General features: G+C 71.1%; 22 protein-coding genes. 13 read left to right on the forward strand and 9 right to left on the reverse strand.

The window, feature by feature from the left end:
• Window positions 1–89 precede the first annotated feature (89 nt).
• Genes gatC through gatB form a run of 5 tightly spaced genes read left to right on the forward strand, consistent with a single transcriptional unit; the run spans window position 90 to window position 5,132 of the window.
• Window positions 90–389 carry an Asp-tRNA(Asn)/Glu-tRNA(Gln) amidotransferase subunit GatC gene (gatC, locus tag F4562_RS22285; protein WP_184545780.1) on the forward strand — a complete coding sequence of 100 codons (300 nt, stop codon included), beginning with the start codon at window positions 90–92 and terminating at the stop codon, window positions 387–389.
• Window positions 386–1,876 (forward strand): Asp-tRNA(Asn)/Glu-tRNA(Gln) amidotransferase subunit GatA, encoded by a 1,491-nt coding sequence (gene gatA / locus F4562_RS22290; RefSeq protein ID WP_184545778.1) that lies wholly within the window; start codon window positions 386–388, stop codon window positions 1,874–1,876. The genes gatC and gatA overlap by 4 nt, the downstream gene beginning before the upstream one ends.
• Before the next feature lie 55 nt (window positions 1,877–1,931).
• Window positions 1,932–3,020 carry an AAA family ATPase gene (locus tag F4562_RS22295; protein ID WP_184545776.1) on the forward strand — a complete coding sequence of 363 codons (1,089 nt, stop codon included), beginning with the start codon at window positions 1,932–1,934 and terminating at the stop codon, window positions 3,018–3,020.
• Window positions 3,017–3,586: a hypothetical protein gene (locus F4562_RS22300; protein ID WP_184545774.1), complete on the forward strand. Its 570-nt coding sequence runs from the start codon at window positions 3,017–3,019 to the stop codon at window positions 3,584–3,586. Before F4562_RS22295 ends, F4562_RS22300 begins: the two co-directional genes overlap by 4 nt.
• A 37-nt stretch (window positions 3,587–3,623) precedes the next feature.
• Window positions 3,624–5,132 (forward strand): Asp-tRNA(Asn)/Glu-tRNA(Gln) amidotransferase subunit GatB, encoded by a 1,509-nt coding sequence (gatB, locus tag F4562_RS22305; protein WP_184545772.1) that lies wholly within the window; start codon window positions 3,624–3,626, stop codon window positions 5,130–5,132.
• A 45-nt stretch (window positions 5,133–5,177) separates the two neighbouring features.
• Here the strand turns inward: gatB and F4562_RS22310 are convergent, their stop codons facing one another.
• From F4562_RS22310 to F4562_RS22325, 4 genes are all read right to left on the reverse strand, one after another.
• The gene (locus F4562_RS22310; RefSeq protein WP_184545770.1) at window positions 5,178–5,945 is read right to left on the reverse strand and encodes a GNAT family N-acetyltransferase; all 768 of its coding nucleotides are present in this window, start codon (window positions 5,943–5,945) and stop codon (window positions 5,178–5,180) included.
• A 111-nt stretch (window positions 5,946–6,056) separates the two neighbouring features.
• On the reverse strand, window positions 6,057–6,242 hold the full coding sequence (locus tag F4562_RS22315) for a hypothetical protein (RefSeq protein ID WP_184545768.1): 186 nt from the start codon (window positions 6,240–6,242) through the stop codon (window positions 6,057–6,059).
• Entirely contained in the window at window positions 6,239–6,832 is a 594-nt protein-coding gene (locus tag F4562_RS35925) for a methyltransferase domain-containing protein (protein ID WP_221207633.1), read from the reverse strand. Before F4562_RS35925 ends, F4562_RS22315 begins: the two co-directional genes overlap by 4 nt.
• Window positions 6,833–6,958: 126 nt before the next feature.
• Entirely contained in the window at window positions 6,959–7,432 is a 474-nt protein-coding gene (locus F4562_RS22325) for a BP74-related protein (protein WP_184545764.1), read from the reverse strand.
• Window positions 7,433–7,815: 383 nt separating this feature from the next.
• Here F4562_RS22325 and F4562_RS22330 point away from each other — a divergent pair, with 383 nt between their 5' ends.
• Window positions 7,816–8,199, forward strand: coding sequence for an SH3 domain-containing protein (locus F4562_RS22330; protein ID WP_184545762.1), 384 nt, complete (start codon window positions 7,816–7,818; stop codon window positions 8,197–8,199).
• Here the strand turns inward: F4562_RS22330 and F4562_RS22335 are convergent.
• The 3 genes from F4562_RS22335 to F4562_RS22345 are packed head-to-tail and all read right to left on the reverse strand — an operon-like array spanning window position 8,196 to window position 11,205.
• Entirely contained in the window at window positions 8,196–9,704 is a 1,509-nt protein-coding gene (locus F4562_RS22335) for a tripartite tricarboxylate transporter permease (protein ID WP_184545760.1), read from the reverse strand. The two genes, F4562_RS22330 and F4562_RS22335, sit on opposite strands and share 4 nt — an antisense overlap.
• Window positions 9,704–10,234: a tripartite tricarboxylate transporter TctB family protein gene (locus F4562_RS22340; protein WP_184545758.1), complete on the reverse strand. Its 531-nt coding sequence runs from the start codon at window positions 10,232–10,234 to the stop codon at window positions 9,704–9,706. Before F4562_RS22340 ends, F4562_RS22335 begins: the two co-directional genes overlap by 1 nt.
• Entirely contained in the window at window positions 10,234–11,205 is a 972-nt protein-coding gene (locus F4562_RS22345) for a tripartite tricarboxylate transporter substrate binding protein (RefSeq protein ID WP_184545756.1), read from the reverse strand. The genes F4562_RS22340 and F4562_RS22345 overlap by 1 nt, the downstream gene beginning before the upstream one ends.
• A gap of 692 nt (window positions 11,206–11,897) precedes the next feature.
• Between F4562_RS22345 and F4562_RS22350 the strand changes: the two genes are divergently transcribed.
• The 6 genes from F4562_RS22350 (at window position 11,898) to ilvC (ending at window position 21,326) form a co-directional block, all read left to right on the forward strand.
• Window positions 11,898–13,808: a VanW family protein gene (locus tag F4562_RS22350; RefSeq protein ID WP_184545754.1), complete on the forward strand. Its 1,911-nt coding sequence runs from the start codon at window positions 11,898–11,900 to the stop codon at window positions 13,806–13,808.
• Between the two features lie 82 nt (window positions 13,809–13,890).
• Complete coding sequence (locus tag F4562_RS22355) at window positions 13,891–14,799, forward strand: 2-hydroxyacid dehydrogenase (protein WP_184545752.1); 909 nt, start codon at window positions 13,891–13,893, stop codon at window positions 14,797–14,799.
• A gap of 271 nt (window positions 14,800–15,070) precedes the next feature.
• A complete protein-coding gene (locus tag F4562_RS22360) occupies window positions 15,071–17,728 on the forward strand; it encodes a putative bifunctional diguanylate cyclase/phosphodiesterase (RefSeq protein WP_376770956.1) in 2,658 nt (885 codons plus the stop codon).
• Between the two features lie 261 nt (window positions 17,729–17,989).
• The gene (locus F4562_RS22365; protein WP_184545750.1) at window positions 17,990–19,777 is read left to right on the forward strand and encodes an acetolactate synthase large subunit; all 1,788 of its coding nucleotides are present in this window, start codon (window positions 17,990–17,992) and stop codon (window positions 19,775–19,777) included.
• Window positions 19,778–19,780: 3 nt separating this feature from the next.
• Entirely contained in the window at window positions 19,781–20,305 is a 525-nt protein-coding gene (ilvN, locus tag F4562_RS22370; RefSeq protein ID WP_184545749.1) for an acetolactate synthase small subunit, read from the forward strand.
• A 31-nt stretch (window positions 20,306–20,336) separates the two neighbouring features.
• Window positions 20,337–21,326 (forward strand): ketol-acid reductoisomerase, encoded by a 990-nt coding sequence (gene ilvC / locus F4562_RS22375; RefSeq protein ID WP_512700824.1) that lies wholly within the window; start codon window positions 20,337–20,339, stop codon window positions 21,324–21,326.
• Window positions 21,327–21,428: 102 nt separating this feature from the next.
• Here ilvC and F4562_RS22380 read toward each other — a convergent pair whose 3' ends face one another.
• Entirely contained in the window at window positions 21,429–22,376 is a 948-nt protein-coding gene (locus tag F4562_RS22380; RefSeq protein WP_184545740.1) for a CAP domain-containing protein, read from the reverse strand.
• Window positions 22,377–22,809: 433 nt separating this feature from the next.
• Between F4562_RS22380 and F4562_RS22385 the strand changes: the two genes are divergently transcribed.
• Window positions 22,810–24,252 carry an MFS transporter gene (locus F4562_RS22385; protein WP_184545738.1) on the forward strand — a complete coding sequence of 481 codons (1,443 nt, stop codon included), beginning with the start codon at window positions 22,810–22,812 and terminating at the stop codon, window positions 24,250–24,252.
• Here the strand turns inward: F4562_RS22385 and F4562_RS22390 are convergent.
• Window positions 24,240–24,785, reverse strand: coding sequence for an FHA domain-containing protein (locus F4562_RS22390; RefSeq protein ID WP_184545736.1), 546 nt, complete (start codon window positions 24,783–24,785; stop codon window positions 24,240–24,242). The two genes, F4562_RS22385 and F4562_RS22390, sit on opposite strands and share 13 nt — an antisense overlap.
• Window positions 24,786–24,806: the final 21 nt, after the last annotated feature.

The raw sequence follows: 24,806 nt of genomic DNA on the forward strand, positions 1-24,806 counted from the left end.
CCGGCGGGTCGATGAGTCGGGACCCTCAGGTCGCGAGCCATAGGATGACACTGTCCAATTGCCATTCCACGAAACGGGTTCAACGACTTATGTCCGCCATAACCCGCGACGAGGTCGCACACCTCGCCCGGCTGGCCCGGCTGGCGCTGGCCGACGAGGAACTCGACCACTTCGCCGCTCAGCTCGATGTGATCATCGGTGCTGTCGCCCGCGTCGCCGAGGTGGCGGCCGACGACATCCCGCCGTCCTCGCACGCGCTCCCGCTCACCAACGTCTACCGTCCCGACGAGGTACGGCCCGGCCTGACGCCCGAAGGGGCGCTGTCCGGCGCTCCGGCCGTCGAGGACGGCCGCTTCCGTGTCCCGCGCATCCTCGGGGAGGAAGCATGAGCCTCATCCACAGGTCCGCCGCCGAACTCGGCGCGCTCATCGCGAGCGGTGAGGTCTCGGCGGTCGAGGTCGCCCAGGCCCACCTCGACCGGATCGCCGCCGTCGAGCCCAAGGTCAACGCCTTCCTGCACGTCGACCCCGAGGTGACCCTGGAGCAGGCGCGGGCCGTCGACGCCCGTCGCGCCGCCGGGGAGGAGCTCGGCCCGCTCGCCGGGGTGCCGATCGCGCACAAGGACGTCTTCACCACCACGGACATGCCGACCACGGCCGGATCGAAGATCCTCCAGGACTGGCGCCCGCCGTACGACGCGACCGTGACGCGCCGCCTGCGCGAGGCCGGCCTGGTGATCCTGGGCAAGACCAACCTGGACGAGTTCGCGATGGGCTCCTCCACCGAGAACTCGGCCTACGGGCCCTCCCGCAACCCCTGGGACCTGTCCCGCGTCCCCGGCGGCTCCTCCGGCGGCTCGTCCGCCGCGGTCGCGTCCTACGAGGCGCCGCTGTCCACCGGCACCGACACCGGCGGTTCGATCCGCCAGCCCGCCGCGGTCACCGGCATCGTGGGCATGAAGCCCACCTACGGCGGCTCGTCGCGTTACGGACTGATCGCGTTCGCCAGTTCGCTGGACACCCCGGGCCCGTTCGCGCGCAACGTCCTCGACGCCGCTCTGCTCCACGAGGCGTTCTCCGGCCACGACGAGCTCGACTCCACCTCGGTGGACGCACCGGTGCCCCAGGTCGTGGAGGCGGCGCGCAGCGGCGACGTCGCGGGGCTGCGCATCGGCGTGGTCAGGGAGTTCGGCGGCGACGGCTACCAGGCGGGCGTGCTCGCCCGTTTCCACGAGAGCGTGGAGCTGCTGGAGTCGCTGGGGGCGAAGGTCGTCGAGGTCTCCTGCCCGTCGTTCACCACCGCGCTTCCGGCGTACTACCTGATCGCCCCCTCGGAGTGCTCGTCCAACCTGGCCCGTTTCGACGCCATGCGGTACGGCCTGCGCGTCGGCGACGACGGCACCCGCAGCGCCGAGGAGGTCATGGCGCTGACCCGGGCACAGGGCTTCGGCCCCGAGGTCAAGCGGCGCATCATCCTGGGCACGTACGCGCTGTCCAGCGGCTACTACGACGCCTACTACGGTCAGGCCCAGAAGGTCCGCACGCTCATCGCGCGCGACTTCGACGCGGCCTTCCAGCAGGTGGACGTGCTCATCTCGCCGACCACGCCGACCACGGCGTTCCCGATCGGCGAGCGCGCCGACGACCCCATGGCGATGTACCTGGCGGACCTGTGCACCATCCCGACCAACCTGGCGGGCAACGCGGCCATCTCTGTGCCGTGCGGCCTGGCGGACGAGGACGGCCTGCCGGTGGGGCTGCAGATCATGGCCCCGGTGCTCGGCGACGACCGCTGCTACCGCGTCGGTGCCGCGGTGGAGCGGGCCTTCCAGGACCGCTGGGGCGGCGACCTGCTCTCCAGGGCTCCGGAGCTGTAGGACTTTTCCCAAACTTCGGGGTGAAAGGGTAAGAGGTGACAGGGAGAACGGCGGCATGATCACTCGTATCGAGATCGACGGGTTCAAGTCCTTCTTGAACTTCGATCTCGATGTGCCGCCATTCCTCGCGCTGGTCGGTCCCAACGCGAGCGGCAAGTCGAACCTCTTCGACGCCGTGGAGTTCGTGGCGGCCGAGATCGAAGGGTCCGGCGGGCTGTTCGGCGCGGCCCGCGGGCTGCCGGGCGAGCAGTTCCACCGGGTCGCCCGCGGCACCGCGGTGCCGGGGTTCGCGGTCTCGACGGAGGCGCTGGTCGCCCCGGAGGCGGGTGCGGTGGTGCCGATCAGGTTCGACGTCGGCGCGGAGATGGTGCTCAAGATTCCCCGGTCCAGCGGCCCGGTCGTCAGCCACGTGGTCCGGCGGATCCCCGAGGAGCTCCTGGAACTCGTGGTCGAGGATCCCGACCCGCAGAACACCGCCCGCGGCGCGGTGCGGTCGTGGCGCCGATACGCGCCTTCTCCGGCGGCCATGCGCCGCCGGAGTTCCTCGGCCGACCGGGGGCCGCTCACCGCCGGCGGCGGGAACCTGGCCGCGGTGCTCGCGCGGATGGCCGGGACGGCGGCGTTCGACGACCTCACGGTCGATCTCGCCGCGGTGATCCCCGACGTGACGGGGCTCATCCCCCGCGCCGACCGCGAGAGGTGCTCCTTCGAGCTGGTCGTCGACGGCCAAGGTGCGGTGCCCGCGGCGCTGCTGTCGGACGGCACGCTGCGGATCCTCGGCCTCCTCGCCGCCCTGCACGACCCGGAGCACCCGGGCACCCTCCTGGTGGAGGAGATCGAGAACGGTGTGCATCCGGGCCGGCTCGGTGAGCTGCTCCGGCGGATCCGGCGGCGGATCACCCCGCCCGGCGGCGCTCTGCCGGCGCGGCAGGTGATCCTCACCAGTCAGTCGCCGGTGGTGGTGGCCGAGGTGTACCGGAGCGAGCCGGACGCGCTGACGTTCCTCGACACCGCGGTCCGCGTCGACCCCGACCACGACCGGGTGTCGCGGGTGACCGTGGCCAAGCCGGTCCAGCCGGACGGCGAGCCGGGCACGTTCGTCTCGCCCAGGCAGGTCCGCAAGTATCTGGGTGCGGCGGCATGACCCCCCGCCCACTGGTGCCCGGACTGGTCGCCGAGGGGGAGGCCGACGAGGGCTTCCTCGGCATCGTGATCTCCCGGCAGCTGCGCGAGCTCACCTGGACGTCGCCGTACGCGGTCGACGTCGAGGCGACCGAGGTCGTCTCCTGCCGCCGCGAGCACATCGTCGCGGCGCTGGAGGACCTCGCGGCCGACTGCCATCTGCTCTTCACCCACCGTGACGAGCGGGAACGCGGCCGGGCCGACGGCATCCGCTACCACTCGCACTACCTGGTGCCGGTGATCGGGCTGGGAGACACCGAGGCGTGGCTGCTGGCCGACCGCGCCGTTTGGGCCGGGCTCGCGGGCAGCGATCCCGATGTCCTGCCCGCGCGGCCCCGGGACGTCGAGCGGATCACCGACCCGGCGGCTGTGCTGGCCGCGACGGTCCCGCGGCGGGGCAAGCCGCCCCGCGACTACTTCGAGTACATAGGACGCAACATCGACCTCGCCGTCCTGGCCCAGGTCCCCGCCTACGCGAACTGGGTGGCCGAGACGAGGAACGCACTGAAGGGACTTGGTTATCTATGAGGGCTGACACAGCGCGACGAGGAGCGGTGAGCGACAGATGAGCGGCACCGAGACGACCATGCCGTACGACGAGGCGCTGGAGCGCTTCGAACCGGTGCTGGGCCTGGAGACGCACGTCGAGCTGGGTACGGCGTCGAAGATGTTCTGCGCCTGCCCGACCACCTTCGGCGCTCCGCCGAACACCCAGGTGTGCCCGGTCTGCCTGGCCCTGCCCGGTGCGCTGCCGACCGCCAACGCCGCCGCGATCGAGTCGACCATCCGCATCGGCCTGGCGCTCAACTGCTCCATCGCCGAGTGGTGCCGCTTCGCCCGGAAGAACTACTTCTATCCGGACATGCCGAAGAACTACCAGATCAGCCAGTACGACGAGCCGCTCTGCTCCGACGGCTACCTCGACGTCGAGGTCGACGGCACGACCGTCCGGATCGAGATCGAGCGCGTCCACCTGGAGGAGGACACCGGCAAGTCCACCCACGTGGGCGGCGCGACCGGTCGCATCCACGGCGCCGACTACTCCATCGTCGACTACAACCGCGCGGGCATCCCGCTGGTGGAGATCGTCACCAAGCCGATCCCGGGGACCGACCGGCTGGCCCCGGAGGTCGCCCGTGCCTACGGCACCGAGCTGCGTGAGCTCATGCGCACCCTCGGCGTCTCGGACGTGCGCATGGAGGAGGGCTCCATGCGTTTCGACGTGAACGTCTCCCTGATGCCGCGCGGTTCCTCTGAGTGGGGCACCCGCACCGAGACGAAGAACGTCAACTCGTTGCGCAGCGTCGAGCGCGCCGTCCGCGGTGAGATTGAGCGCCAGGCCGCGGTGCTGGCCGACGGCGGCAAGGTCATCCAGGAGACGCGCCACTTCCACGAGAACACCGGCACCACCACCTCGGGCAGGTCCAAGGAGGAGGCGCAGGACTACCGCTACTTCCCCGAGCCCGACCTGGTGCCGATCGCCCCCGACCCCGCCTGGGTCGCGTCGCTCAAGGCCGCTCTGCCGGAGCTGCCGAGCGTGCGGCGCAAGCGGCTCCAGCGGGAGTGGGGGGTCTCCGACCTCGACATGGCGGCCATGCACAACGCCGACGCCATCGCCCTGGTCGAGGCCACGGTCGCCGCCGGTGCCCCGCCCGCGGACGCCCGCAAGTGGTGGATGGGCGAGCTGGCCCGTCGCGCCAACGAGTCCGGGGTCCCGCTGGCCGAGCTGCCGATCACCCCCGACGACATCGCCCGGGTGTGCGCGATGGTCGCCGGCGGAGCGCTCAACGACAAGCTGGCCCGCCAGGTGCTGGAGGGCGTGCTGAACGGCGAGGGCTCTCCGGACCAGGTGGTGGCCGCCCGCGGCCTGCAGATCGTCAACGACGAGGGCGAGCTGCTGGAGATCATCGACCAGGTCCTGGCGGGCAACGCCGACGCGGCGGACAAGGTGCGCAGCGGCAAGATCGCCGCGGTCGGAGCCCTCGTCGGCGGGGTCATGAAGGCCAGCCGCGGCAAGGCCGACGCCGCCCGCGCCCGTGAGCTCCTGCTGGAGCGGCTCGGCGTCTCCGAGTAGCCGTCCGGCTCGGCGACCCGCGTCCGCGGGTCGCCGAGCCGTGCTCTACGCGGGGGAGTCGTCCGGTGCCTCGGAGGTGACGGAGGGCACGGCCGGAGCGTCCGCTTCCGGGAGGCGGATCCGGGCGAGCGCGTCGGCCACGGCGGGAGCGATGTGCGCGGTGAGCGCGGGATCCCGCTGGAGCACCTGCTCCGGCCGGCAGAACAGCACTCTGACGTTGTCCCCCACGAGCGGCAGGACGTACTCGTCCGCCGACGCCTCGTGGAAACCGAGACGCCGCAGCGTCGCGTCCTGCCCGGCGGCGGTTATGGCCCCCACCCAGATCATTTTCCGGTGCAGGTGCCGGGCCAGCACGTTGGCGGCCACGACGAGCAGCTTCCCGATGCGGCGGCCGCGATGCCGGGGATCGACGATCCATCGTGCCCCTTCGAGGACGTCCGATCGGCGGAACCCCTCGGACTCCAGAATCCGCGTCGCGACCTCCTCGTCCATCTGCATCACCCGGCTGGGCTCCAGGAGCTCGGCCGGAGCCAGCCGTGCCGATGCGATGATCTCTTCTGTGGAGGGGGCCCGGCACACCATGTGGTAGGCGTGGTCGTCGTGTTCGTCGGTGTCGTCGAACTTCCCGCTTGCGAGACGGAACCGGGGAAGACGTCCGTTGTCGTAGATCATCTCGCCGCGGAACGCTCTGAGCTCCCGCTGCCACGGCTCGGCGCCGAACGGCTCACAGCCGCCGGACGGCGGATGGATGTCGAGCCGTATGTCCTCCAGCGGCGGTCTTTCGGCACCTGATCCGCTTCGTTCGCCGGGCATCCCGTTTTCCTCGGTTCCTTGGTTCCGTACGCCGTGGTCTTTCCCGGCGTGGTCGTCGAGGTCGCCGTGCAATTCCTTCTCTCCTCGGGTGGGGCCGGCCGCCGGCGTCTTCTACGGTTTCCTGGCGAAGGCCAGGTAGACCGGCAGGGCCATCATGAACTCGCCCCGTGCGTCGGCCTGCTCCAGCGACTCGAACCACGGGGTGCGGTCGGCCTCCGCGACGACGTCCGGCATGCGCCGGTCGAGGACCGGGACCACGGACGCCGCCTCGGCCAGGTTCGTCAGCACGGGGTTCACCGCCCGCAGCACGGGGTCCGCCAGTCCCGCCCGGAGGAGCCGGCGGCGCAGGGTACGGCGACATGGTTTCTCCGGGCCGCGGATATCATCGCGGGATTCACATCGACCGCGGTCACCGAGCCGGAGGTTCCCACCAGGGCCGCGATTCTCCGTGCCATTTCCCCGAGCCCGCATCCGGCGTCCAGCGCGCGCTCGCCCGGGGTGACGGAGAGGAACTCGAGCGCCGAGGCGCGCAGTGTGTTTATCACCTCATGCAGGGAGACTCTTCCGATGTACTCCTGTGCCGCGGAATTCGTATGGAAGATCGCGTCCATGGACATCGTCCTCTCGTCGGCCTCGGACGCTCTCCGGACGTCGTCTCCGGGGATCCGCCCGGGAGCGGCCGTGTTCGAAGTTCGGGTGAAGCCTTCGGGCGAGGAACGGTGGCGCGTCCCCGGCCGGGGCGACACGTCTGCCTCACGCCGGTGCCGGAGGAACCGACGAGAACCGCCCTCCCTCTTCGGGGAAGGGGGAGGGCGGCTCGCCGAGAAAGGCCGAACCGGGCGGTTCGGCCGCCAGGATGGCCGACCGCCCTTGGGGATTTTTTGCATCCCACTGTGTGATCACTAGGATCTCGCCGCCCGGCGGGCGCTCCTCCCCGCAGGACGGCCGATCCGGTTCGGCCGGCCTGTTCCCCCCGAGACGCGGGCAACAGGCCGGCCGAACGTCACGGGGTCCTACGACGCGGGGCCCTGCGGGGCGGGGACCTCACGCAGCAGGCGCGACCTCCAGGGGCACCAGATCGAACCGGGCAGGAACGCGCCGCCCGCCTCGTCGAGGTGGTCCTCGACGTACCGGGGTGAGGCGTCGCACACCTCGATGGCGAAGGCGAAGAACGAGATCGAGCCCGGGTCGAGGTGGTAGGACCAGCCGGGGTTGTAGGGGGCGGGACGCTTGACGATCCGCCCCAGGACGTGGGACCTGTCACTCTGCGCACCGCTCAGGATGTCTCTGGCTTCCCGGATCTTGTCGGGGTCGGTGAGCTTGAAGACGACCCGGTCGGGGGCCGGCGGGTAGTCGAACTCGAAGTACGCCTCCGGTTCGGCCGTGGCGCGGTGGGTGGTGCCGGTCCGCCCGGCGTCGGCGGGCTGGGTGAAAGCCAGCATCGCGACCGCTGTGAGGACGCCGACCTTGGTGATGACACGTCGCATGAGCACCTCCGGTGCCTGATGGGCCGCGCAGGCGGCCCAGGTAGCTGAAAGTGAGGTAATGATTACACAAAGTGATGGCGTGGAGGCGGGATGGTGACCGGCCTCGCGGGGAAGCCGTGGATCGCGTGGGAGGGGGCCGGGTTTCCCGTGACCGCGCCTCGGTGGAAGTCGGGTTTACCGGGAAACCTCCGGATGTCGTGCGATCGGTTCGATGTCCGGAGGGGCGGAATGTTCTTTCGCCGAACGGCGCGACTTTTATCTGGTAATTAACATTTTCCGAATTGCCGGGCTATTGACGGAATTCAGCAATTTCTTGCACAGTGATCACGGCAGTCCCAGTTGTCACTCCGGTATGACCTGACCCCGTGATCGGAGATCTCCTGATGAAAAGGCTTCAGGGTGTCGTACTGGCGGTCGTGACGGCCGTCACCGGGCTCACCGCCGCGGCGGCACCCGCCCATGCGGCTCCTACGGACCGGGGTGCCCCCGCCGTCCGGGCCGCGACGGTGGACGCGATGGTCGTCGCCGACGGGGTCCGTCTGCGGTCGTCCGCCGGAGGTTCCGGGGTGGTCGGCCTGCTCTACTACGGCGACTACGGTCAGGTGCTGAACCCGGCCTCGACGGGCGGCTGGTGCCGGTTCCGGCTGGGCGGGAGGTCGGCCTCGGGGCTGCCCGCCGGGACCACGGGGTGGGTCGCGTGCTCCTACCTGGCGAGGGAGGACGGACTGCGGCCGGAGGGACCGCCCGTCGACACCCTCCAGTCCTAGCTCGGCCGCCCGGCTCCCCACGGCCGGGCGGCCGCCCTCCGCGCCGGCGGCACGAGCAGCACCAGCAGCGCCACCGCCAGCAGCGACGCCGCGATCGGGCTCCTGACCAGGACCGTCGGGTCGCCCGCGCCGATGGCCAGGGCCCGGCGGAGCTGGATCTCGGCCATCGGGCCCAGGATCATCCCGATCACGGCGGGGGCGACGGGCAGCCCGAAACGGCGCATCGCGAAGCCGAGCATCCCCAGCACGTACAGGATGACCAGTTCCACCCACGAGGAGTTCAGCGCGTAGACACCGAGCGCGGCGAACAGCAGGATCCCCGCGTAGAGGTAGGGACGGGGGATGTGCAGCACCCGTGCCCAGACGGGCGCCAGTGGCAGGTTGAGCACCAGCAGCATGGTGTTCCCCACGAACAGCGATGCGATCATTCCCCAGACCAGGGCCGGGTTGTGGTCGAACAGCTGCGGACCCGGCTGCAGGCCGTACTGCTGGAAGGCCGCCAGCAGGATCGCCGCCGTCGCGGAGGTGGGCAGGCCCAGAGTGAGGAGCGGGACGAGCGTGCCGGCGGCCGAGGCGTTGTTGGCGGCCTCGGGGCCGGCGACGCCCTCGATGGCCCCGTTGCCGTACTCCTCCCGGGCGACCCCGCGGGCCAGCCGCTTCTCCAGCGAGTACGACAGGAACGTCGGGATCTCCGCGCCGCCCCCGGGCAGCGCGCCGAAGGGGAAGCCGAGCGCGGTGCCGCGCAACCAGGGCCGCCACGAGCGCGACCAGTCGGCACGGCCGAGGAACGCCCGGCCCACCGGGATCACGTCCGGTTCGCCGTGCCGCAGCCGGGAGGCGACGTAGAGGACCTCCCCGACCGCGAACAACCCGACCGCGACGATCACCACCTCGATGCCGTCGAGCAGTTGCGGCACGCCCATGGTCAGCCGCGCCTGCCCGGTCTGCTGGTCGATGCCGATCAAGCCGATGACCAGGCCGATCCCCAGCGAGGCCAGCCCGCGCACCACCGAACGCGACAGCACCGACGACACCGCGGTGAAGGCCAGCACGGCCAGCGCGAAGTAGTCCTCGGGGCCGAAGGAGATCGCGAACTCCACCACCAGGGGCGCCGCGACGACCAGCAGCGCGGTGGCGAGCGTGCCCGCGACGAACGAGCCGATCGCGGCGGTCGCCAGCGCCTGGGCGGCCCGCCCACGCCTGGCCATCCGGTTCCCCTCCAGTGCGGTGATCATCGAGGAGCTCTCACCGGGTGTGTTCAGCAGGATCGAGGTGGTCGACCCGCCGTACATGCCGCCGTAGTAGATCCCGGCGAACATGATGAACGCGCTGGCCGGGGGCACGTTGAAGGTGATCGGCAGCAGCAGCGCCACGGTCATGGCCGGACCGATGCCGGGCAGCACGCCCACCAGCGTGCCCAGGGTGACGCCCACCAGCGCGTAGAGCAGGTTCACCGGGGTGAGCGCCGTCGTGAAGCCCTCGACCAGCAGCCGGAACGACTCCACTAGATCACCCCCGACAGCAGGCCGGCGGGCAGTGTCACGCCCAGCCCCTTGACGAAGGCCAGGTAGGTGGCGGTGGACAGCACGATGCCGACGGCCGCCGCGCGCAGCCGGGAGGCCGCCCCGAGCGTGGCCGACAGGCCGAAGAAGAGCAGCGCGCCCGCGACGATCCAGCCGAGCAGGTCCAGCAGCCCGGCGAAGGCCAGGAAGATGACGCTGACCAGCGCGACCGTCCGCCAGTCGGACCGGGCGCCGGTGTCGGCGTCCTCGGTCTGCTCGGGGTCGCCGCGACCGCCTCTGAGCACGTCGACCACGTAGCATAGCCCGATCAGCAGGAGCGCGGAGCCGACGATGAGCGGGAAGAACCGGGGGCCCAGCCCGAGCGCCGAGCCCGGCGCGGTCACGTCCGCCGTCCCCACGATCACGACCCCGCCGAGCGCCAGCACCGGCACCGCGAGCCCCAGCTCCGGCCGCCGCCACGAGAACCCGCGGCCCGGACGTTCCGCTCCGGTCGTCCTCTCGTCGACGGGCATCAGGAGACGAGACCCATCTCCGCGATGACGCCCCTGATTTTCTTCTGTTCGGCCGCGAGGAAGTCGGCGAACGGCCGGCCGGTCTGGAAGGCGTCGGTCCAGCCGTTCCTGGCCACGGTGTCCTTCCACGCCTGCGAGTCGTGCATCGTGGTGACCAGGTCGGTCAGCCGCTTGGTGGCCGCGTCGTCCAGGCCGCCGGGTGCGACGAACCCGCGCCAGTTGGCCAGCTCCACGTCCAGGCCGCCCTCCTTGAGGGTGGGAGCGTCGACGTTGCCGATCCGGGCGGGCGAGCTCACGGCGAGGGCACGCAGCTTGCCGGACTTCACATGCTCGGCGAACTCGCCGACGCCGGAGATGCCCAGCGCCACCTTCTCGCCCAGCAGGGCGTTGAGCGCCTCACCGCCGCCGGAGTGGGCGATGTAGTTGACCCGCTTGGGGTCGATGCCCGCGGCTTTGGCCATCAGGCCCGCCACGATGTGGTCGGTGCCCCCGGCGGAACCGCCCGCGATGGCGATCTTCGCCGGGTCGGCCTTCCACGCCGTCACCAGGTCGCCCAGCGTCCGGTACGGCGAACCGGCGGGGACCACGACGATCTCGTACTCCTCGGTCAGCTTGGCGATGGGCGTGGTGTCGGCCAGGGTCACCTTCGACTTGTTCTGCTCCACCGCACCCACCATGACCAGGCCCATGGTCATCAGCAGGTCGCCGTTGCCCTTCTCGCCCGCGAGTTGGGCCAGGCCGATGGTGCCGCCCGCGCCGGGCACGTTGTAGACCTCGACCCTGAGCGACGGCTCGGCCGCCTTCAGCGCCTCCTCCGCGGCGCGGGACGTCTGGTCCCAGCCGCCTCCCGGGGAGGCGGGAGCCATGATCCTCAACGCGCCGATGCCTGATCCGCCCGATTCGCCCGACCCGCAGGCGGTGAGCGCGGCCAGGGACAGTGCCGCGAGCGCGGCCAGCCTCCGAAGACGCATCGTCGTCAACTCCCAACAACGTGAGGAAAGCGTCGAGGAGGCACGCCCGTGCGGGACGGCATGCAGATCAGCTACGTGCTTGCCGTCATATCCGCATATCGCTGGCGAATTACTGCGGTTCTCGTCGCCGTCCCAGTCCCTTTGTCACCTCAGCCTACTTTTACCGGGGAGTTTGGCCATAGGGCGCCCCGCATGACGTCTCACGGCCGCAAGGACGGAGACCGGCGGTTCCCCGCCGAACCGTTCCGCGGCCCGGTGCGCGGACAGTGCGGGATGTCCTGATGTGACCGGCGCCGCGCGGATTGATTTGTTACTTCTTTTCGGGCCCAGGCCGGTGACCGTGGTCTAGTGTTGCCTGAGTTGGAGGCTGCGAAGCAGGACAGGAGACGGAGGCCGTGCGGAACGCCGGAGCGTCTGCGGACCCGCCGACGGATCCCTTCGAGGCGGTGCCCCTTCCCACGCGTCCCGTCCGTCCGGGCGCCCGAGACCCGCGGCTTCCCCCTGGGGCCCGGCCCGCCCGGTCGCCGAACGGCTCGCGTCTGCCCCCCGGAGTCTCGCCGGACATCTTCGGTTCCTCCGGTTCCGGGGGCCCGCCCGGTTTCGGTGGTCCGCCCGGCCCACCCGGGTTCGGTGGTCCGCCCGGCTCCTCGGGTCTCCTGCCGCCCCCCGCCCAGCCGCCGCAGCCCTGGCGGATGGCCGCCCCGCCCGAGCCCCGCACCCGCGACGAGTCGTCCGGCCGCGGCGGTGGATCGGGGCCGGAGGGCCCCCGTGAGGAGGAGCCGCCCCCGCGTCGCGGACGCGGCAGGAAGCCTCTGCTCGCCGTCGCGTGCGTCGTGGTGCTCGCCGCACTCGCCTACGCGGTGCCCGCGTTTCTGATGTCCGGCCGGGTGCTGCCCGGCACCAGCGTGCGCGGTGTCGACATCGGCGGCCTGTCCGCCACCGAGGCGGCCGACCGGCTCAGGGAGCGGCTGGCGGTCAGGGCGTCCGAGGAGATGCCCCTGGTGGCCGCCGGCAAGCGTTTCACGATCGAGCCGGGCGAGGCCGGGCTGGATCTCGACGTGGCCGCCACCGTCGACCGGGCGTCCAGCGGGTTCCCCGGTCCGGCGGAGGTCTGGCGGGCGCTGACCGGCACCACCGAACTGGAGCCCGAGGTCACCGTCGACCGCGAACTGCTGACCGAGACGGTCGAGGACCTGGCCGGGAAGATCGACCTGAGGGTCCGCGAGGGCTCGGTCACGTTCGAGGACGTCAAGCCGGTGAGCGTCATGCCGCGCGACGGCCGCGCGCTGGAGCGGCAGGCCGCCGCCGAGACCATCGCCGCGGCCTTCCTGACCGCGAAGGGCGAGGTCCGGCTCCCGGTCACGGTGATCAAGCCCAAGGTCACCGCGGCGACGGTCAAGAAGACCGCGGCCAGGGCCGACGAGGCGCTGTCCGGCCCGGTGACGCTCACCAGCGGAGGCAAACGGGTCCAGTTGCCGGTGCGGACACTCGCCGAGCACCTGTCCTTCGAGCCCGACGGCGCGGGCGGCATGCGGCCGTCGTTCGACGCCCGCAGGGCCGTGGCCTCGGTGGAGAGACAGCTCGTCGACCCCGCCCGGGCGCCCCGCGACCCCACGTTCAAGATCGTCAACGGCAGGCCGAAGCTGGTCCCCGGCCGTAAGGGCAGGGGGATCGACGACGCCAAGCTCGCCGACGACGTCGCCCGGATGGTCGCCGAGGGCGGCGACCGGACGATCCCGGTCACCCTGACGATCGTCAAGCCCCGCATGTCCGACGCCGAGGCGCGCAAGCTCGGCATCAAGGAGAAGATCAGCGAGTTCACCACGCCCTACGAGTGCTGCCCGCCGCGGGTGACCAACATCAGGACGATCGCCAAGCTCCTCGACGGCTACCTGGTCAAGCCCGGTGAGGTGTTCTCGCTCAACGGAGTCGTCGGCGAGCGTGACAGGGCACGCGGGTTCGTCCCCGCCCCCATGATCCAGGGGGGCCGGCTGGTCGACTCGGTGGGCGGCGGCATCTCCCAGTTCGTCACCACCATGTACAACGCGGTGTTCTTCGGCGGCCTGGAAGACGTCCAGCACATGGCGCACGAGTTCTACATCTCCCGCTACCCGGCCGGCCGCGAGTCCACCGTCTCCTGGCCCGAGCCGGACTTCCGCTGGAAGAACGACTCGCCGTACGGCGTGCTGGTGAAGACCTCCTACACCGACAGGGGCGTCACCGTCGCCTTCTGGAGCACCAAGCGCTACGACATCGAGTCGATCTCCTCCGAGCGCTACAACATCACGCCGTTCAAGAGGGCGACCGACAGCGGTCCCGGTTGCATCCCGATGACCGGTCAGCAGGGCTTCACGATCGACGTCTGGCGGGTCTTCAAGAAGGACGGCAAAGAGATCAAGCGGGTCAAGAAGACCACGGTCTACCGTCCCGAGCTCGACCTGAAGTGCGTCGCGGAGGCGGACACGAGCGCGGACGCGGGCACGAGCGCCGGCACGGACGACGCGGATGCGGACGCGGGCACGAGTGCCGGCACGGGCGGGGACACAGCCGGGGATACAGAGGGAGACACGGCCGGCGACACGGAGGGCGACGCGGAGGACTGACGCGTGGCGCCGGGACCGCCAGGACCGCCGGGGGCCGCCGGGCGGACGATCCGCGGAAGCGGCGCGGCTGGATAATGCACCCATGAAGATCTGGGTCCCCTCCGAAGCCGCCGCCGACGTCCTGTGCGACCTGCCCGAAGTCGAGTGCACCGTCTACGACGGAACCGGGCCGGTCCCGGACGGTCCCGAGGAGGTCGAGGTCTGGATCCCCCCGTTGATGCCGGTGCCGCGGACCCCCGAACTGCTCGCGCGGATGCCGCGGCTGCGGCTGCTGCAGACCGTCACGGCGGGCGTCGACGCCTACCGGCCGTACATGCCGCAGGGTGTGACCCTGTGCAACGCGCGCGGCGTACACGACGCGGGCACCGCGGAATGGGCGGTGGGTGCGATGATCGCCGCGCTGCGGGAGTTCCCCGGCTTCGCCGTGGCACAGCGCGAGGGCGAGTGGACGTATCACCACACCGGCGTGCTGGCCGACTCCACCGTGCTGATCGTCGGCTACGGCTCGATCGGCGAGGCCCTGGAACGCAGGCTCGCCGGGTTCGAGGTGGAGATCGTCCGGGTGGCGAGCACCGCCCGGGACGGCGTGCACAGCCAGGAGGAGCTGCCCGAACTGCTGCCGGAGGCGGACGTGGTGGTGCTGCTGGTGCCCTCGACGCCCTCGACCACCGGCCTGGTCGACGCCGCGTTCCTGGCGGCGATGAAGGACGGCGCCCTCCTGGTGAACGCGGCCAGGGGGCCGGTGGTCGACACCGGAGCGCTCGTCGCCGAGCTGCGCCGGGGCCGCATCCTCGCCGCGCTCGACGTCACCGACCCCGAGCCCCTGCCCCGGGAACACCCCCTGTGGACGGCGCCCGGGGTGTTCATCACCCCGCACGTGGCGGGCAGCACCCCGGCCTCGGTGCGGCGCACCCTCAAACTGCTCCGGTCCCAGCTCCTGCGGTACCTGGCGGGTGAGCCGCTCAAAAATGTGATCACGGGTTCCTACTGACCGGCAAAGGAATCCGGACCGTGGCTACCTCGTGACCTGCGGTGCGTAGCGTCGATAACCGCGGTCACCGTCGCCCGTCCGGTTATCAGATCGGTGACGACCGCGGCGTTGTCACCCCCCGGACACGTGCGACGGCACACACTGGCCATGTGCCGGCGCGAGAGCGGAGGACGGAAGAAGGACGACGCGCCCGTGACGGCAACGTGAGCGCGGTGAGTCGAGGGATGCCGCGAGAGCGAGACGGAACGACAGTGATGGGCAGACGACATTGATCCGCTGGCGTGACCCCCGGGTAGCGCTGACCGCCGTGGCCGGTTTCGGCGCCGTGGGCCTTGTTGCCGCTCTTGTCGGCGGCGCCTCCGCCGTGGTCGTCGAGGCGGTGGCGGGTGTGTTCGCCGCCGGCGCCGCAGCGGTCTCCCTGTTCGCCGCCGCCCGCGGGGAGTCCGGGCGGCGCAGGGCACTGGCCTGGCGCTGGCTGGCCGCGGGCTCGCTCACCTGGCTGGCCGGGGTCGGCGTGCGGCCGATCGCGGACGGCACGCCCTTCGTGGTGACCTTCGCCGACCTGGTTCTCCTGGCGGGTACGGCCATGCTCGCCGTCGGCACCGGCCTGAGCGCCGTGCGTCCGGCCCGGGGGCAGGCGTTGCTGCGCGACCTCACCGACTCGTACGTGAGCGCCGCCTCGATCCTCGTGATCAGCTGGGTGTTCCTGCTGGGCCAGGTTCATCGCGGGGCCGGTGCCGCGGGTGACGCCGTCGTCACCTTCGCCCCGCCCCTGCTCTGTCTCGTCCTCACCTGCGTCGTGGGGCCCGCGGTGATCCCGATCCGCCGGTCCGCCTGGCCGGTGGGCCTGGCCGCGCTGGCGGTGCTGTCCGCCATCACGACCTCCGAGACGGTCACCGCGCTGGCCAGGGTGAGCGGCGACACGCCGTCGCTCGCCTGGGTGTGGCTGGCCCCGGCGGCCTTCCTGGTGCTCGCGGCCGCACCGTGGAGCGTCCACGCGACCGGCGCGTACGACCCGGCGGACGACGAGCCGGCGGTCCGCGAGAGCACGTCCCCGCTGATCGCGGCGATCCCGCTGGTCCTGGTCGTCGCGGCCACCGTCGTCGTGCTGCTGCACGTGATCGGCGGCACCGTGCCGGGGCCCGTGCCGGCCCTGGCCGTGGTGTGCGCCTCGATCGTCGCCGTCCTGGTGGTGCGCCTGTTCGTGACCCTGGTGGAGACCGGCCGGCTGCGCCGGCTGGTCCACCTGGGCGAGCGGCAGCTGCACGATCTGGCGGAGAGCACCGGAGACGTGGTCCTGCTGTGCGACTGCGACGGCGTGATCCTGGAGATCGGCGACGGTGTCGAGATCACCTACGGCTACCGTCCGGCCGACCTGGTCGGCGGGAGGATCTTCGACTACATCCATCCCGAGGACGTCCCCGGCATCCAGATGGCGCTGGAGGCGATGAGCCCGGACGAGGACCCCGCGGATCCGGCGGGCGCCTGCATGGTCGCCTGCCGGGTCCGGGCCTCCGACGGCACCTGGCGGCCCGCCGAGTCGGTGGCCACCCGCCACCTGCGCGGCGAGGGCCTGCTGCTGGTCACCACCCGCGACGTCAGCGGCCAGGAGGCGTTGCGCAACCAGGTCGCCCACCTGACCTTCCACGACGGCATCACCGGGCTGCCCAACCGGGCCTACTTCGAGGAGCGCACCCGTGAGGTGCTGGCCCGGCCCGGTGCGAGCGGGGCCGCCGTGGTCTTCCTGGACCTGGACGGTTTCACCGCGGTCAACGACTCGGTCGGTCACGCCAGCGGCGACTACCTGCTCGGCCAGGCCGCGCGCAGGCTCCGCGCCGCCGTACGCGCCGACGACACCCTGGCGCGCTGGGGCGGGGACGAGTTCGCGGTGCTGCTGGAGGCGGTCGACGCGCAGACCGCGGTCGACCTGGCCGAACGGCTGGTCCGCACGGTCTCGTCCGAGCCGTTCCGGGTGGCCGACCGCGACGTCGCGCTGACCGCGAGCGTCGGGGTGGCCTTCTCCGACGACGACGTCTCCTCGGCCGACCTGATCCGCAACGCCGACGTGGCGATGGCCAGGGCCAAGGAGCTCGGCGGGCGCCGGGTCGAGGTCTTCGCCGCGCACATGCACGCCGACGTGGTACGCCGCCTGGAGCTCGCCGCCGACCTGCAACGCGCGCTGCTGGAGAACCAGTTCGCGATCGAGTACCAGCCGGTGGTGGACCTGGCGACCTCGCGCGTCACCGCGGTCGAGGCGCTGGTGCGCTGGTGGCGCGGCGGCGTGTTCGTACCGCCGGAGCAGTTCCTCGGCCCGGCCGAGGACACCGGCCTCATCGTGCCGCTGAGCGAGTGGATCCTGCGCGAGGCGTGCCGGGAGGTGGCCGCCTGGCGTGCCTCCTCCTGGGAGATCGGGCTCTCGCTCAACCTGTCGGCCCGGCAGATCATGGCGCCGCGTTTCGTGGAGACCGTGGAGTCGGCGCTCGCCGACAGCGGGCTGCCGCCCAGCGCGCTGACCCTCGAGGTCATCGAGGAGATGCTGGTCGAGGACGCCGAGGAGACCGTCGCCCGGCTCTCGGAGCTGCGCACCCTCGGTGTGCGGCTGGCCATCGACGACTTCGGCACGGGGTACGCCTCGCTGGCGTTCCTGCGGCAGCTCCCGGTCGACATGATCAAGATCGACCCGTCGTTCGTGTCCGGGCTCGGACGTGACGACACGCTGACCCTGCTGACCCGCACGATCGTACGGCTCGGTCACGACCTGGGCCTGATCGTGGTCGCCGAGGGCATCGAGCGGCCCGAGCAACTGGAGCTGCTGCGCGAGATGGGCTGCACCCGCGGCCAGGGCTTCCTGGTGGCCCGCCCGATGGCCGCCCCCGGCGTCGCCTCGCTGATGCGCACCAGCCTGTCCAGCCTGGGGTCGCCCGCCTGATCAGCCCGGGGTCGCCGGCCTGACCAGCCTGGGGTCGCCCACCGGTCGGGCCGGGGCCTCCCGCCCGGCCCGGCGGGAGACCCGTTTCACATCTCGGATCCTGAGACACGTGTCCCATCAATTTGACGGGGGCATGCTCTGTCGGCCATGGTGGAGCCATGCAGCATCACCGTGGGATTCTCGTAGTACTTCGCCGGCGCGCAGGCCGATAGCGAAGCACTCCGACCTGCGCGCCGCCCCAGCTCCACCTTTTTCGGTGGAATGGGGCATTTTTTATGCCATCAAGCATGTCCAGCCACAAGGAACGAGCCGATGACCGAGCAGATGACAGGAGCTCAGGCCCTGGTGCGGGCCCTGGAGCACGTCGGGGTCGACACTGTGTTCGGGATCCCGGGCGGCGCCATCCTCCCCGCCTACGATCCTCTCTACGACTCGACCAAGGTCCGGCACGTGCTTGTACGGCACGAGCAGGGCGCCGGCCACGCGGCCCAGGGCTATGCCCAGGCCACCGGCAAGGTCGGAGTGTGCATGGCCACCAGTGGTCCGGGCGCGACCAACCTGGTCACCCCGATCGCCGACGCCTACATGGACTCGGTCCCGATCGTCGCGATCACCGGCCAGGTGGACAGCAAGTTCATCGGCACGGACGCCTTTCAGGAAGCCGACATCTCCGGCATCACCATGCCGATCACCAAGCACAACTTCCTGGTCACCGACGCCCACGACATCCCCAGGACGATCGTCGAGGCGTTCCACATCGCCTCGACCGGCCGGCCGGGGCCGGTGCTGGTCGACATCGCCAAGGACGCGCTCCAGATGTCGACGACCTTCTCCTGGCCCCCGGTCATGCAGCTTCCCGGGTACCGCCCGGTGACCCGCCCGCACTCCAAGCAGATCCGCGAGGCGGCCAAGCTGATCGCCGAGTCGCGGCGGCCGGTGCTCTACGTCGGCGGCGGCGTCCACAAGGCGCGCGCGTCGGCGCAGCTGCTGGAGTTCGCCGACCTGACCGGCATCCCGGTCGTCACCACCCTGATGGCGCGCGGCACCTTCCCCGACAGCCACCCGCTGCACATGGGCATGCCCGGCATGCACGGCTCGGTCTCCGCGGTCGGCGCGCTGCAGCGCTCCGATCTGATCATCGGGCTGGGCGTCCGCTTCGACGACCGGGTCACCGGGGCCCTGTCCACCTTCGCGCCGCACGCCAAGGTCGTCCACGCCGACATCGACCCGGCGGAGATCTCCAAGAACCGGCACGCCGACGTCCCGATCGTCGGCGACTGCCGGGAGGTCCTCACCGACCTGATCGCCGCCGTGCGCGGTGACGAGACCAGGGGCGACTACACCGCGTGGCTGAGTGAGCTCAACGGTTACAAGCAGACCTACCCGCTGGGCTACACCTCGTTCGAGGACGGTTCGCTGGCCCCGCAGTACGTCATCGAGCGGCTGAGCGCGATCGTCGGGCCGGACGCCATCTACACCGCGGGCGTGGGCCAGCACCAGATGTGGGCCGCGCAGTTCATCGGCTACGAGAACCCCGGCTCGTTCATCAACTCCGGCGGCGCCGGGACGATGGGCTTCTCGCTGCCGGCCGCGATGGGCGCCAAGATGGGCCGTCCCGACGCCACGGTGTGGGCCATCGACGGCGACGGCTGCTTCCAGATGACCAACCAGGAGCTCGCCACCTGCACCATCGAGGGCGTGCCCATCAAGGTCGCGGTCATCAACAACGGTAACCTTGGCATGGTCCGGCAGTGGCAGACGCTCTTCTACGACGGGCGTTACTCCAACACCAACCTGCAGACGGTCCGCCGGATCCCGGACTTCGTCAAACTCGCCGACGCGTACGGCTGCGTCGGCCTGCGGTGCGAGCGTCCGGAGGACGTGGACGCGACGATCGAGAAGGCGATGCAGATCAACGACGTGCCGGTCGTCGTCGACTTCGTGGTGCACCAGGACGCGATGGTCTGGCCGATGGTCGCGGCGGGCACCAGCAACGACGACATCAAGTTCGCGCGCGACATGGCGCCGGTCTGGAACAGCGAGGATTAGGCGATGAGCAGGCACACCCTCTCCGTGCTGGTGGAGAACAAGCCCGGCGTGCTCGCGCGCGTCGCGTCGCTCTTCAGCCGCCGGGGGTTCAACATCGACTCGCTGGCGGTCGGGCCGACCGAGCACGCCGACATCTCGCGGATGACCATCGTGGTCAACGTCGAGGACCTGCCCCTGGAGCAGGTCACCAAGCAGCTCAACAAGCTGGTCAACGTGCTGAAGATCGTGGAGCTCGACCCCGCGCAGTCGGTGCAGCGCGAGCTGACGCTGATCAAGGTGCGGGCCGACGCGGACAACCGCTCCAGCGTCCTGGAGCTGGTCAACCTGTTCCGGGCGCGTTGTGTCGACGTCGCCTCCGACGCGGTGACCATCGAGGTCACCGGCACGCCGGACAAGCTGCAGGCGTTCATCAAGGTCCTGGAGCCGTTCGGCATCAAGGAACTCGTCCAGTCGGGCATGGTGGCCATCGGCCGCGGCGCCCGTTCCATCACCGACCGTTCTCTCCGGGCCCTGGACCGGACCGCGTAAGGCGTACGAGAAACCCGAAAGGTTAAAGCAAGTGACTGAGATCTTCTACGACGACCAGGCCGACCTGTCGATCATCCAGGGCCGGCACGTGGCCGTCCTGGGGTACGGCAGCCAGGGCCACGCCCACGCGCTCTCGCTGCGTGACTCCGGGGTGGACGTCCGGGTCGGCCTGCCCGAGGGTTCCAAGAGCCGGGAGAAGGCCGAGGCGGACGGCCTGCGCGTGCTCACCCCCTCCGAGGCCGTCGAGGAAGCCGACCTCACCATGATCCTCGCGCCGGACCACGTCCAGCGTGACCTCTACGCCCAGCACGTGGCGCCGAACCTGGTCGAGGGCGACGCCCTCTTCTTCGGTCACGGCCTCAACATCCGGTACGGCCTCATCGAGGCCCCGGAGGGCGTGGACGTGGCCATGGTCGCCCCCAAGGGTCCCGGTCACCTCGTCCGCCGGCAGTACACCGCCGGTCGCGGCGTGCCGTGCCTCGTCGCGGTGGAGAAGGACGCCAGTGGCAACGCCCTGGCCCTGGCCCTGTCGTACGCCAAGGGCATCGGCGGCACCCGCGCCGGCGCGCTGAAGACCACCTTCAAGGAGGAGACCGAGACCGACCTGTTCGGCGAGCAGGCCGTGCTGTGCGGCGGCGTGTCCGAGCTGATCAAGGCCGGTTTCGAGACCCTGATCGAGGCGGGCTACCAGCCCGAGGTCGCCTACTTCGAGTGCCTGCACGAGATGAAGCTGATCGTCGACCTCATGTACGAGGGCGGCATCCACAAGATGTACTGGTCGGTCTCCGACACCGCCGAGTACGGCGGCTACTCCCGTGGCCCGCGCGTGGTGACGGAGGAGACCAAGAAGGAGATGCGGCGCATCCTCGCCGAGATCCAGTCCGGTGAGTTCGCCAGGGAGCTGGTGGAGGAGTTCGACAGCGGGCAGAAGAAGTTCACCGCCTACCGCGAGGAGCTCGCCCAGCACCCGATCGAGAAGACCGGCGCCAAGCTCCGCCCGATGATGAGCTGGCTCAAGTAGTGACGGCAGCGGGCCCGCCCCACCGGGGCGGGCCCGCCCCCGTCTTCCCGCGGCCCGGGGTTTCGCACGGGCGACGGGGAGACGGGACGGGCCGCCGGGGCCTCAGTGCCTGGCGAAGTCCTGGGTCCAGTAGATGCCCCGGGGGCTGTCGGCCACGCCCACCCCGATGTGGGTGTAGGCGCAGTTCAGGATGTTGGCCCGGTGGCCGGGGCTGTTCATCCAGCCCCGCACCACCTCGGTGGGGGTGCGCTGGCCCATCGCGATGTTCTCCGCCCAGGCCCGCATCGGGCTGAAACCGGATGCCTTGATCCGGTCGGTCATGGTCCGGCCGTCCCGGGACGTGTGGTCGAAGTAGTCGCCGGCCGCCATGTCGGCCGAGTGACCCTGCGCCGCCGAGCGCAGCTTCGGGTCGTGGGTGAGCGGGCCGCACCCGGCCTTCTGCCGCTCGGCGTTGGTCAGGCGCACCACCTCGTTCGCGGTCGAGGAGCCGGGGGCGGGGGCCGCGGTGGCCGTCGGCGCGGGGGCGGCCGTCGTCGTGGTGGTGGGCACGGGCGCCGGGGTGGGTGCCGGGGCGGGGGAGCAGGAGACCCGGACCGCTGCGGAGCGGGCCGTGTTGCCGGTGTAGTCGGTGACGACGGCGTAGTAGACGCCGGAGACGCACCGTGCCCGCACGGTCACCCGCCCGTTGACGCCGCGCAGGGACGCGCTCTTGACGACCGGGTCGTCGCCGGGCACGGCGCGCTGGAGGCGGATGCGGACCAGGGCGGTGTCGTCGCAGCCCAGCCGGGCGGCGGACGCCTGGATCCGCCCGGCGGAGACGCGGGGTTTCACGGCGTACACGCGGCACGCCGCCCGCGAGCCGGCTTCGTTCTGAGGCGCCGCACCCGGGGCCGCCACCTCCAGGGGCACGTCCCGGGGTACGGCCTGCGGGGCCGCCACGGACTGGATCGTGTCGACCGGCGTGCTGAACGAGACCTGAGTCATGGCGATCGGCGCGCCGAACGCGGTCAGGCCACCGAGGCACAGCAGTGCCCCCAGCGGTTTACGCATGTCGGTTCCTCCAGTTGGGGGTGGACGCTGGATGGACGACTCCGCATTCTGTCGGGAACGTAACCGTTTTGTCATCAAATTTCAGACATTAATCTGGGTCCCAGGTAAACCAGAGTGACAGGAGAGGCGTCGCGATCATCGCCTCACGGGGCTCCGGTCCGGGCGGGAACGCCGATATTCCCGGCGGTCCGGGACGGGAGTCCGCCCCGGACGGCGGCGCGGGGCGGAGCGCCGGTGTGACGAAGGTCGCGGCCGGCGGACGGCGGCCTGGAGGGAAGGTCCAGGTCCGGGGAGGGACGCGATCGGGCCGTGCGGCGGTTCGGCCGGAGCGCCGAGGTGAGTGAGTGGGGCGGTCGCGGCCGGGCGGACGGCGGTCCGGGCATTCCCGTCCTCTGGGCCTACCGAGCGGACACTTGGTGCGGTTGAATATGGCATGATCTCCCGGGCGCCTTCCCCCGCCGTCGTCACCGTGCCGCGCGGGGTCCGCCTCGGCTACGGTGTCGGCTCGGTCTGCACCGCGACGTTCTCCACGGTCCCCGGCCTGCTGCTGCTGTTCTACATGACCAACGTGCTGGCGGTCCCCGCCTGGATCGCCGGCGTCGTGGTGTTCCTGCCCAAGCTCTGGGACGTCGTCGTCAACCCCTGGGTGGGGCAGCGTTCCGACCGGACGGTCTCCCACCTCGGTGCCCGCCGGCCGTGGATGCTCCTGGGTGCGCTCACCCTGCCGGTGACCTTCGCGCTCACCTTCGCCGGGCCCCCGCTCACCGGCCTGCCCGCCGCGCTGTACGTCACCGTCTGCTACTTCCTCACCGCGACGGCGTACGCCTTCTACGAGGTGCCCTACAAGGCGATGCCGGCCGAGATGACCGACGACTACCACGAGCGCTCCTCGTTACTGCAGTGGAAAATGGCCTTCGTCGGCCTCGGGATTCTGCTCTCCGGCGCCGGGGCGCCGGCGATCGCCGGCGACGAGGTCTCCGGCTACCGGACCATGGGGATCGTCGTCGGGGCCGTGCTGCTGGTGTCGATGCTCGCTTCCTTCTTCGGCACGGCCCACGCCCCGATGATCGCCCGAGCGGAGGCGGAGCCGTCGATCCGGGCCCAGTTCGCCGCGGCCCGCTCGAACCGGATGTTCATGGTGCTGCTCGGCCTGAGCTGTGCCCAGATGTTCGCGGCCGGGGTCATGCTGGCCGGCGCGCCTTACTACGCCACGTACACGCTGGGCGAGCCCGGGGCCACCACCACGCTCTTCGTGTGCCTCGTCGGCCCGCTGCTGGTCACGATGCCGCCCTGGGTCTGGCTGTCCAAGCGCTACGACAAGCGCGGCGCGATGATCCTGTCGTCGGCGCTGTTCATGGCGGGCACCGTCGGGATGGTCTTCTCCGATTCCTTCGGGGCGGTGTACGCGCACGCGTGCGTGCTGGTGGTCGGCGTCGGCTACGCGGGGCTCCAGTTGCTGCAGTTCTCCATGCTCTCCGACGTGATCGTCCACGACGCGCTGGTCACCGGGAAGCGCCGGGCCGGGGTGTTCACCGGCCTGTGGACGGCCGCCGAGACCGTGGTCTTCGCGCTGGGTGCGCTCGTGTTCGGCTGGCTCCTCGGCGCGGCCGGCTTCGTCGAGTCCGACCCCGCCACACCGGTCGCCCAGTCGAGCTCGGCGGTCACCGCGGTTCTGTACGGCGCCACGCTGCTGCCCGCGGTCGTGGTCGGCGTTGGCATCCTGCTCACCACGCGCTACACCCTGACGGCCGAGCAGTTACGGGCGGCGGGGGCCGCCACGGCGGAGCCGGGGCTCCGGAGCGCGGGAGAGCCGGGGTGGAACGAGGGAGAGCCGGGGCTCCGGAGTGCGGGAGAGCCGGGGCCTCAGAGCAGCTGAGGGGCGATCACCATGAACCCGCAGTCGCCGAAGGAGATCACGTCACCGGGGCGGACCCTGGCCGGCCCGACCAGGCGCCAGTCGTTCAACCGGGTCCCGTTCAATGAACCGAGGTCGATGAGGGTCCAGCCCTCCTCGTCGCGGCGGAGCTCGGCGTGCACCCGTGAGACGGTCAGGTCGGCGAGGACCAGGTCGCAGGCGGAGCCCCGGCCGACCACGTAGCGGGTCCGGCCGTCGCCGGGCAGTGCCAGCCTGGGCAGCCGGGGACGTCGCCAGGCCGACTCGACCCGTTTGGTGAAGTCGGAGGCCGAGGCGACCATCTCGGTCACCAGGCGTCGCAGCCGGCCGCGCTGCGGCAGGTCGACCACCAGGTTCTCCAGCTCGCCGCGGCTCTGTGCGCGCAACGCCATGTCGACGCGACCGAGGAACGTGTCGTGCGACAGGTGCCCCTCGACGGCACGGTCGCGGAGCTCGTTGATCGCGCGATCTCGGTCCCCATCGGAGGCGCGGAACGGGGGATGCGTCGAGCTCATCTTCCGAGTATCGGCCCCAGC

This window comes from Streptosporangium becharense, from assembly GCF_014204985.1.
GTDB lineage: Bacteria > Actinomycetota > Actinomycetes > Streptosporangiales > Streptosporangiaceae > Streptosporangium > Streptosporangium becharense.

Excerpts from the sequence above, each read along its gene's own strand:
- gatC (WP_184545780.1), top strand. The coding sequence starts at position 90 with ATGTCCGCCATAACCCGCGACGAGGTCGCACACCTCGCCCGGCTGGCC.
- gatA (WP_184545778.1), top strand. The coding sequence starts at position 386 with ATGAGCCTCATCCACAGGTCCGCCGCCGAACTCGGCGCGCTCATCGCG.
- F4562_RS22295 (WP_184545776.1), top strand. The coding sequence starts at position 1,932 with ATGATCACTCGTATCGAGATCGACGGGTTCAAGTCCTTCTTGAACTTC.
- F4562_RS22300 (WP_184545774.1), top strand. The coding sequence starts at position 3,017 with ATGACCCCCCGCCCACTGGTGCCCGGACTGGTCGCCGAGGGGGAGGCC.
- gatB (WP_184545772.1), top strand. The coding sequence starts at position 3,624 with ATGAGCGGCACCGAGACGACCATGCCGTACGACGAGGCGCTGGAGCGC.
- F4562_RS22310 (WP_184545770.1), bottom strand. The coding sequence starts at position 5,945 with ATGCCCGGCGAACGAAGCGGATCAGGTGCCGAAAGACCGCCGCTGGAG.
- F4562_RS35925 (WP_221207633.1), bottom strand. The coding sequence starts at position 6,832 with ATGCAAAAAATCCCCAAGGGCGGTCGGCCATCCTGGCGGCCGAACCGC.
- F4562_RS22325 (WP_184545764.1), bottom strand. The coding sequence starts at position 7,432 with ATGCGACGTGTCATCACCAAGGTCGGCGTCCTCACAGCGGTCGCGATG.
- F4562_RS22330 (WP_184545762.1), top strand. The coding sequence starts at position 7,816 with ATGAAAAGGCTTCAGGGTGTCGTACTGGCGGTCGTGACGGCCGTCACC.
- F4562_RS22340 (WP_184545758.1), bottom strand. The coding sequence starts at position 10,234 with ATGCCCGTCGACGAGAGGACGACCGGAGCGGAACGTCCGGGCCGCGGG.
- F4562_RS22345 (WP_184545756.1), bottom strand. The coding sequence starts at position 11,205 with ATGCGTCTTCGGAGGCTGGCCGCGCTCGCGGCACTGTCCCTGGCCGCG.
- F4562_RS22350 (WP_184545754.1), top strand. The coding sequence starts at position 11,898 with ATGGCCGCCCCGCCCGAGCCCCGCACCCGCGACGAGTCGTCCGGCCGC.
- F4562_RS22355 (WP_184545752.1), top strand. The coding sequence starts at position 13,891 with ATGAAGATCTGGGTCCCCTCCGAAGCCGCCGCCGACGTCCTGTGCGAC.
- F4562_RS22365 (WP_184545750.1), top strand. The coding sequence starts at position 17,990 with ATGGGGCATTTTTTATGCCATCAAGCATGTCCAGCCACAAGGAACGAG.
- ilvN (WP_184545749.1), top strand. The coding sequence starts at position 19,781 with ATGAGCAGGCACACCCTCTCCGTGCTGGTGGAGAACAAGCCCGGCGTG.
- F4562_RS22380 (WP_184545740.1), bottom strand. The coding sequence starts at position 22,376 with ATGCGTAAACCGCTGGGGGCACTGCTGTGCCTCGGTGGCCTGACCGCG.
- F4562_RS22385 (WP_184545738.1), top strand. The coding sequence starts at position 22,810 with ATGATCTCCCGGGCGCCTTCCCCCGCCGTCGTCACCGTGCCGCGCGGG.
- F4562_RS22390 (WP_184545736.1), bottom strand. The coding sequence starts at position 24,785 with ATGAGCTCGACGCATCCCCCGTTCCGCGCCTCCGATGGGGACCGAGAT.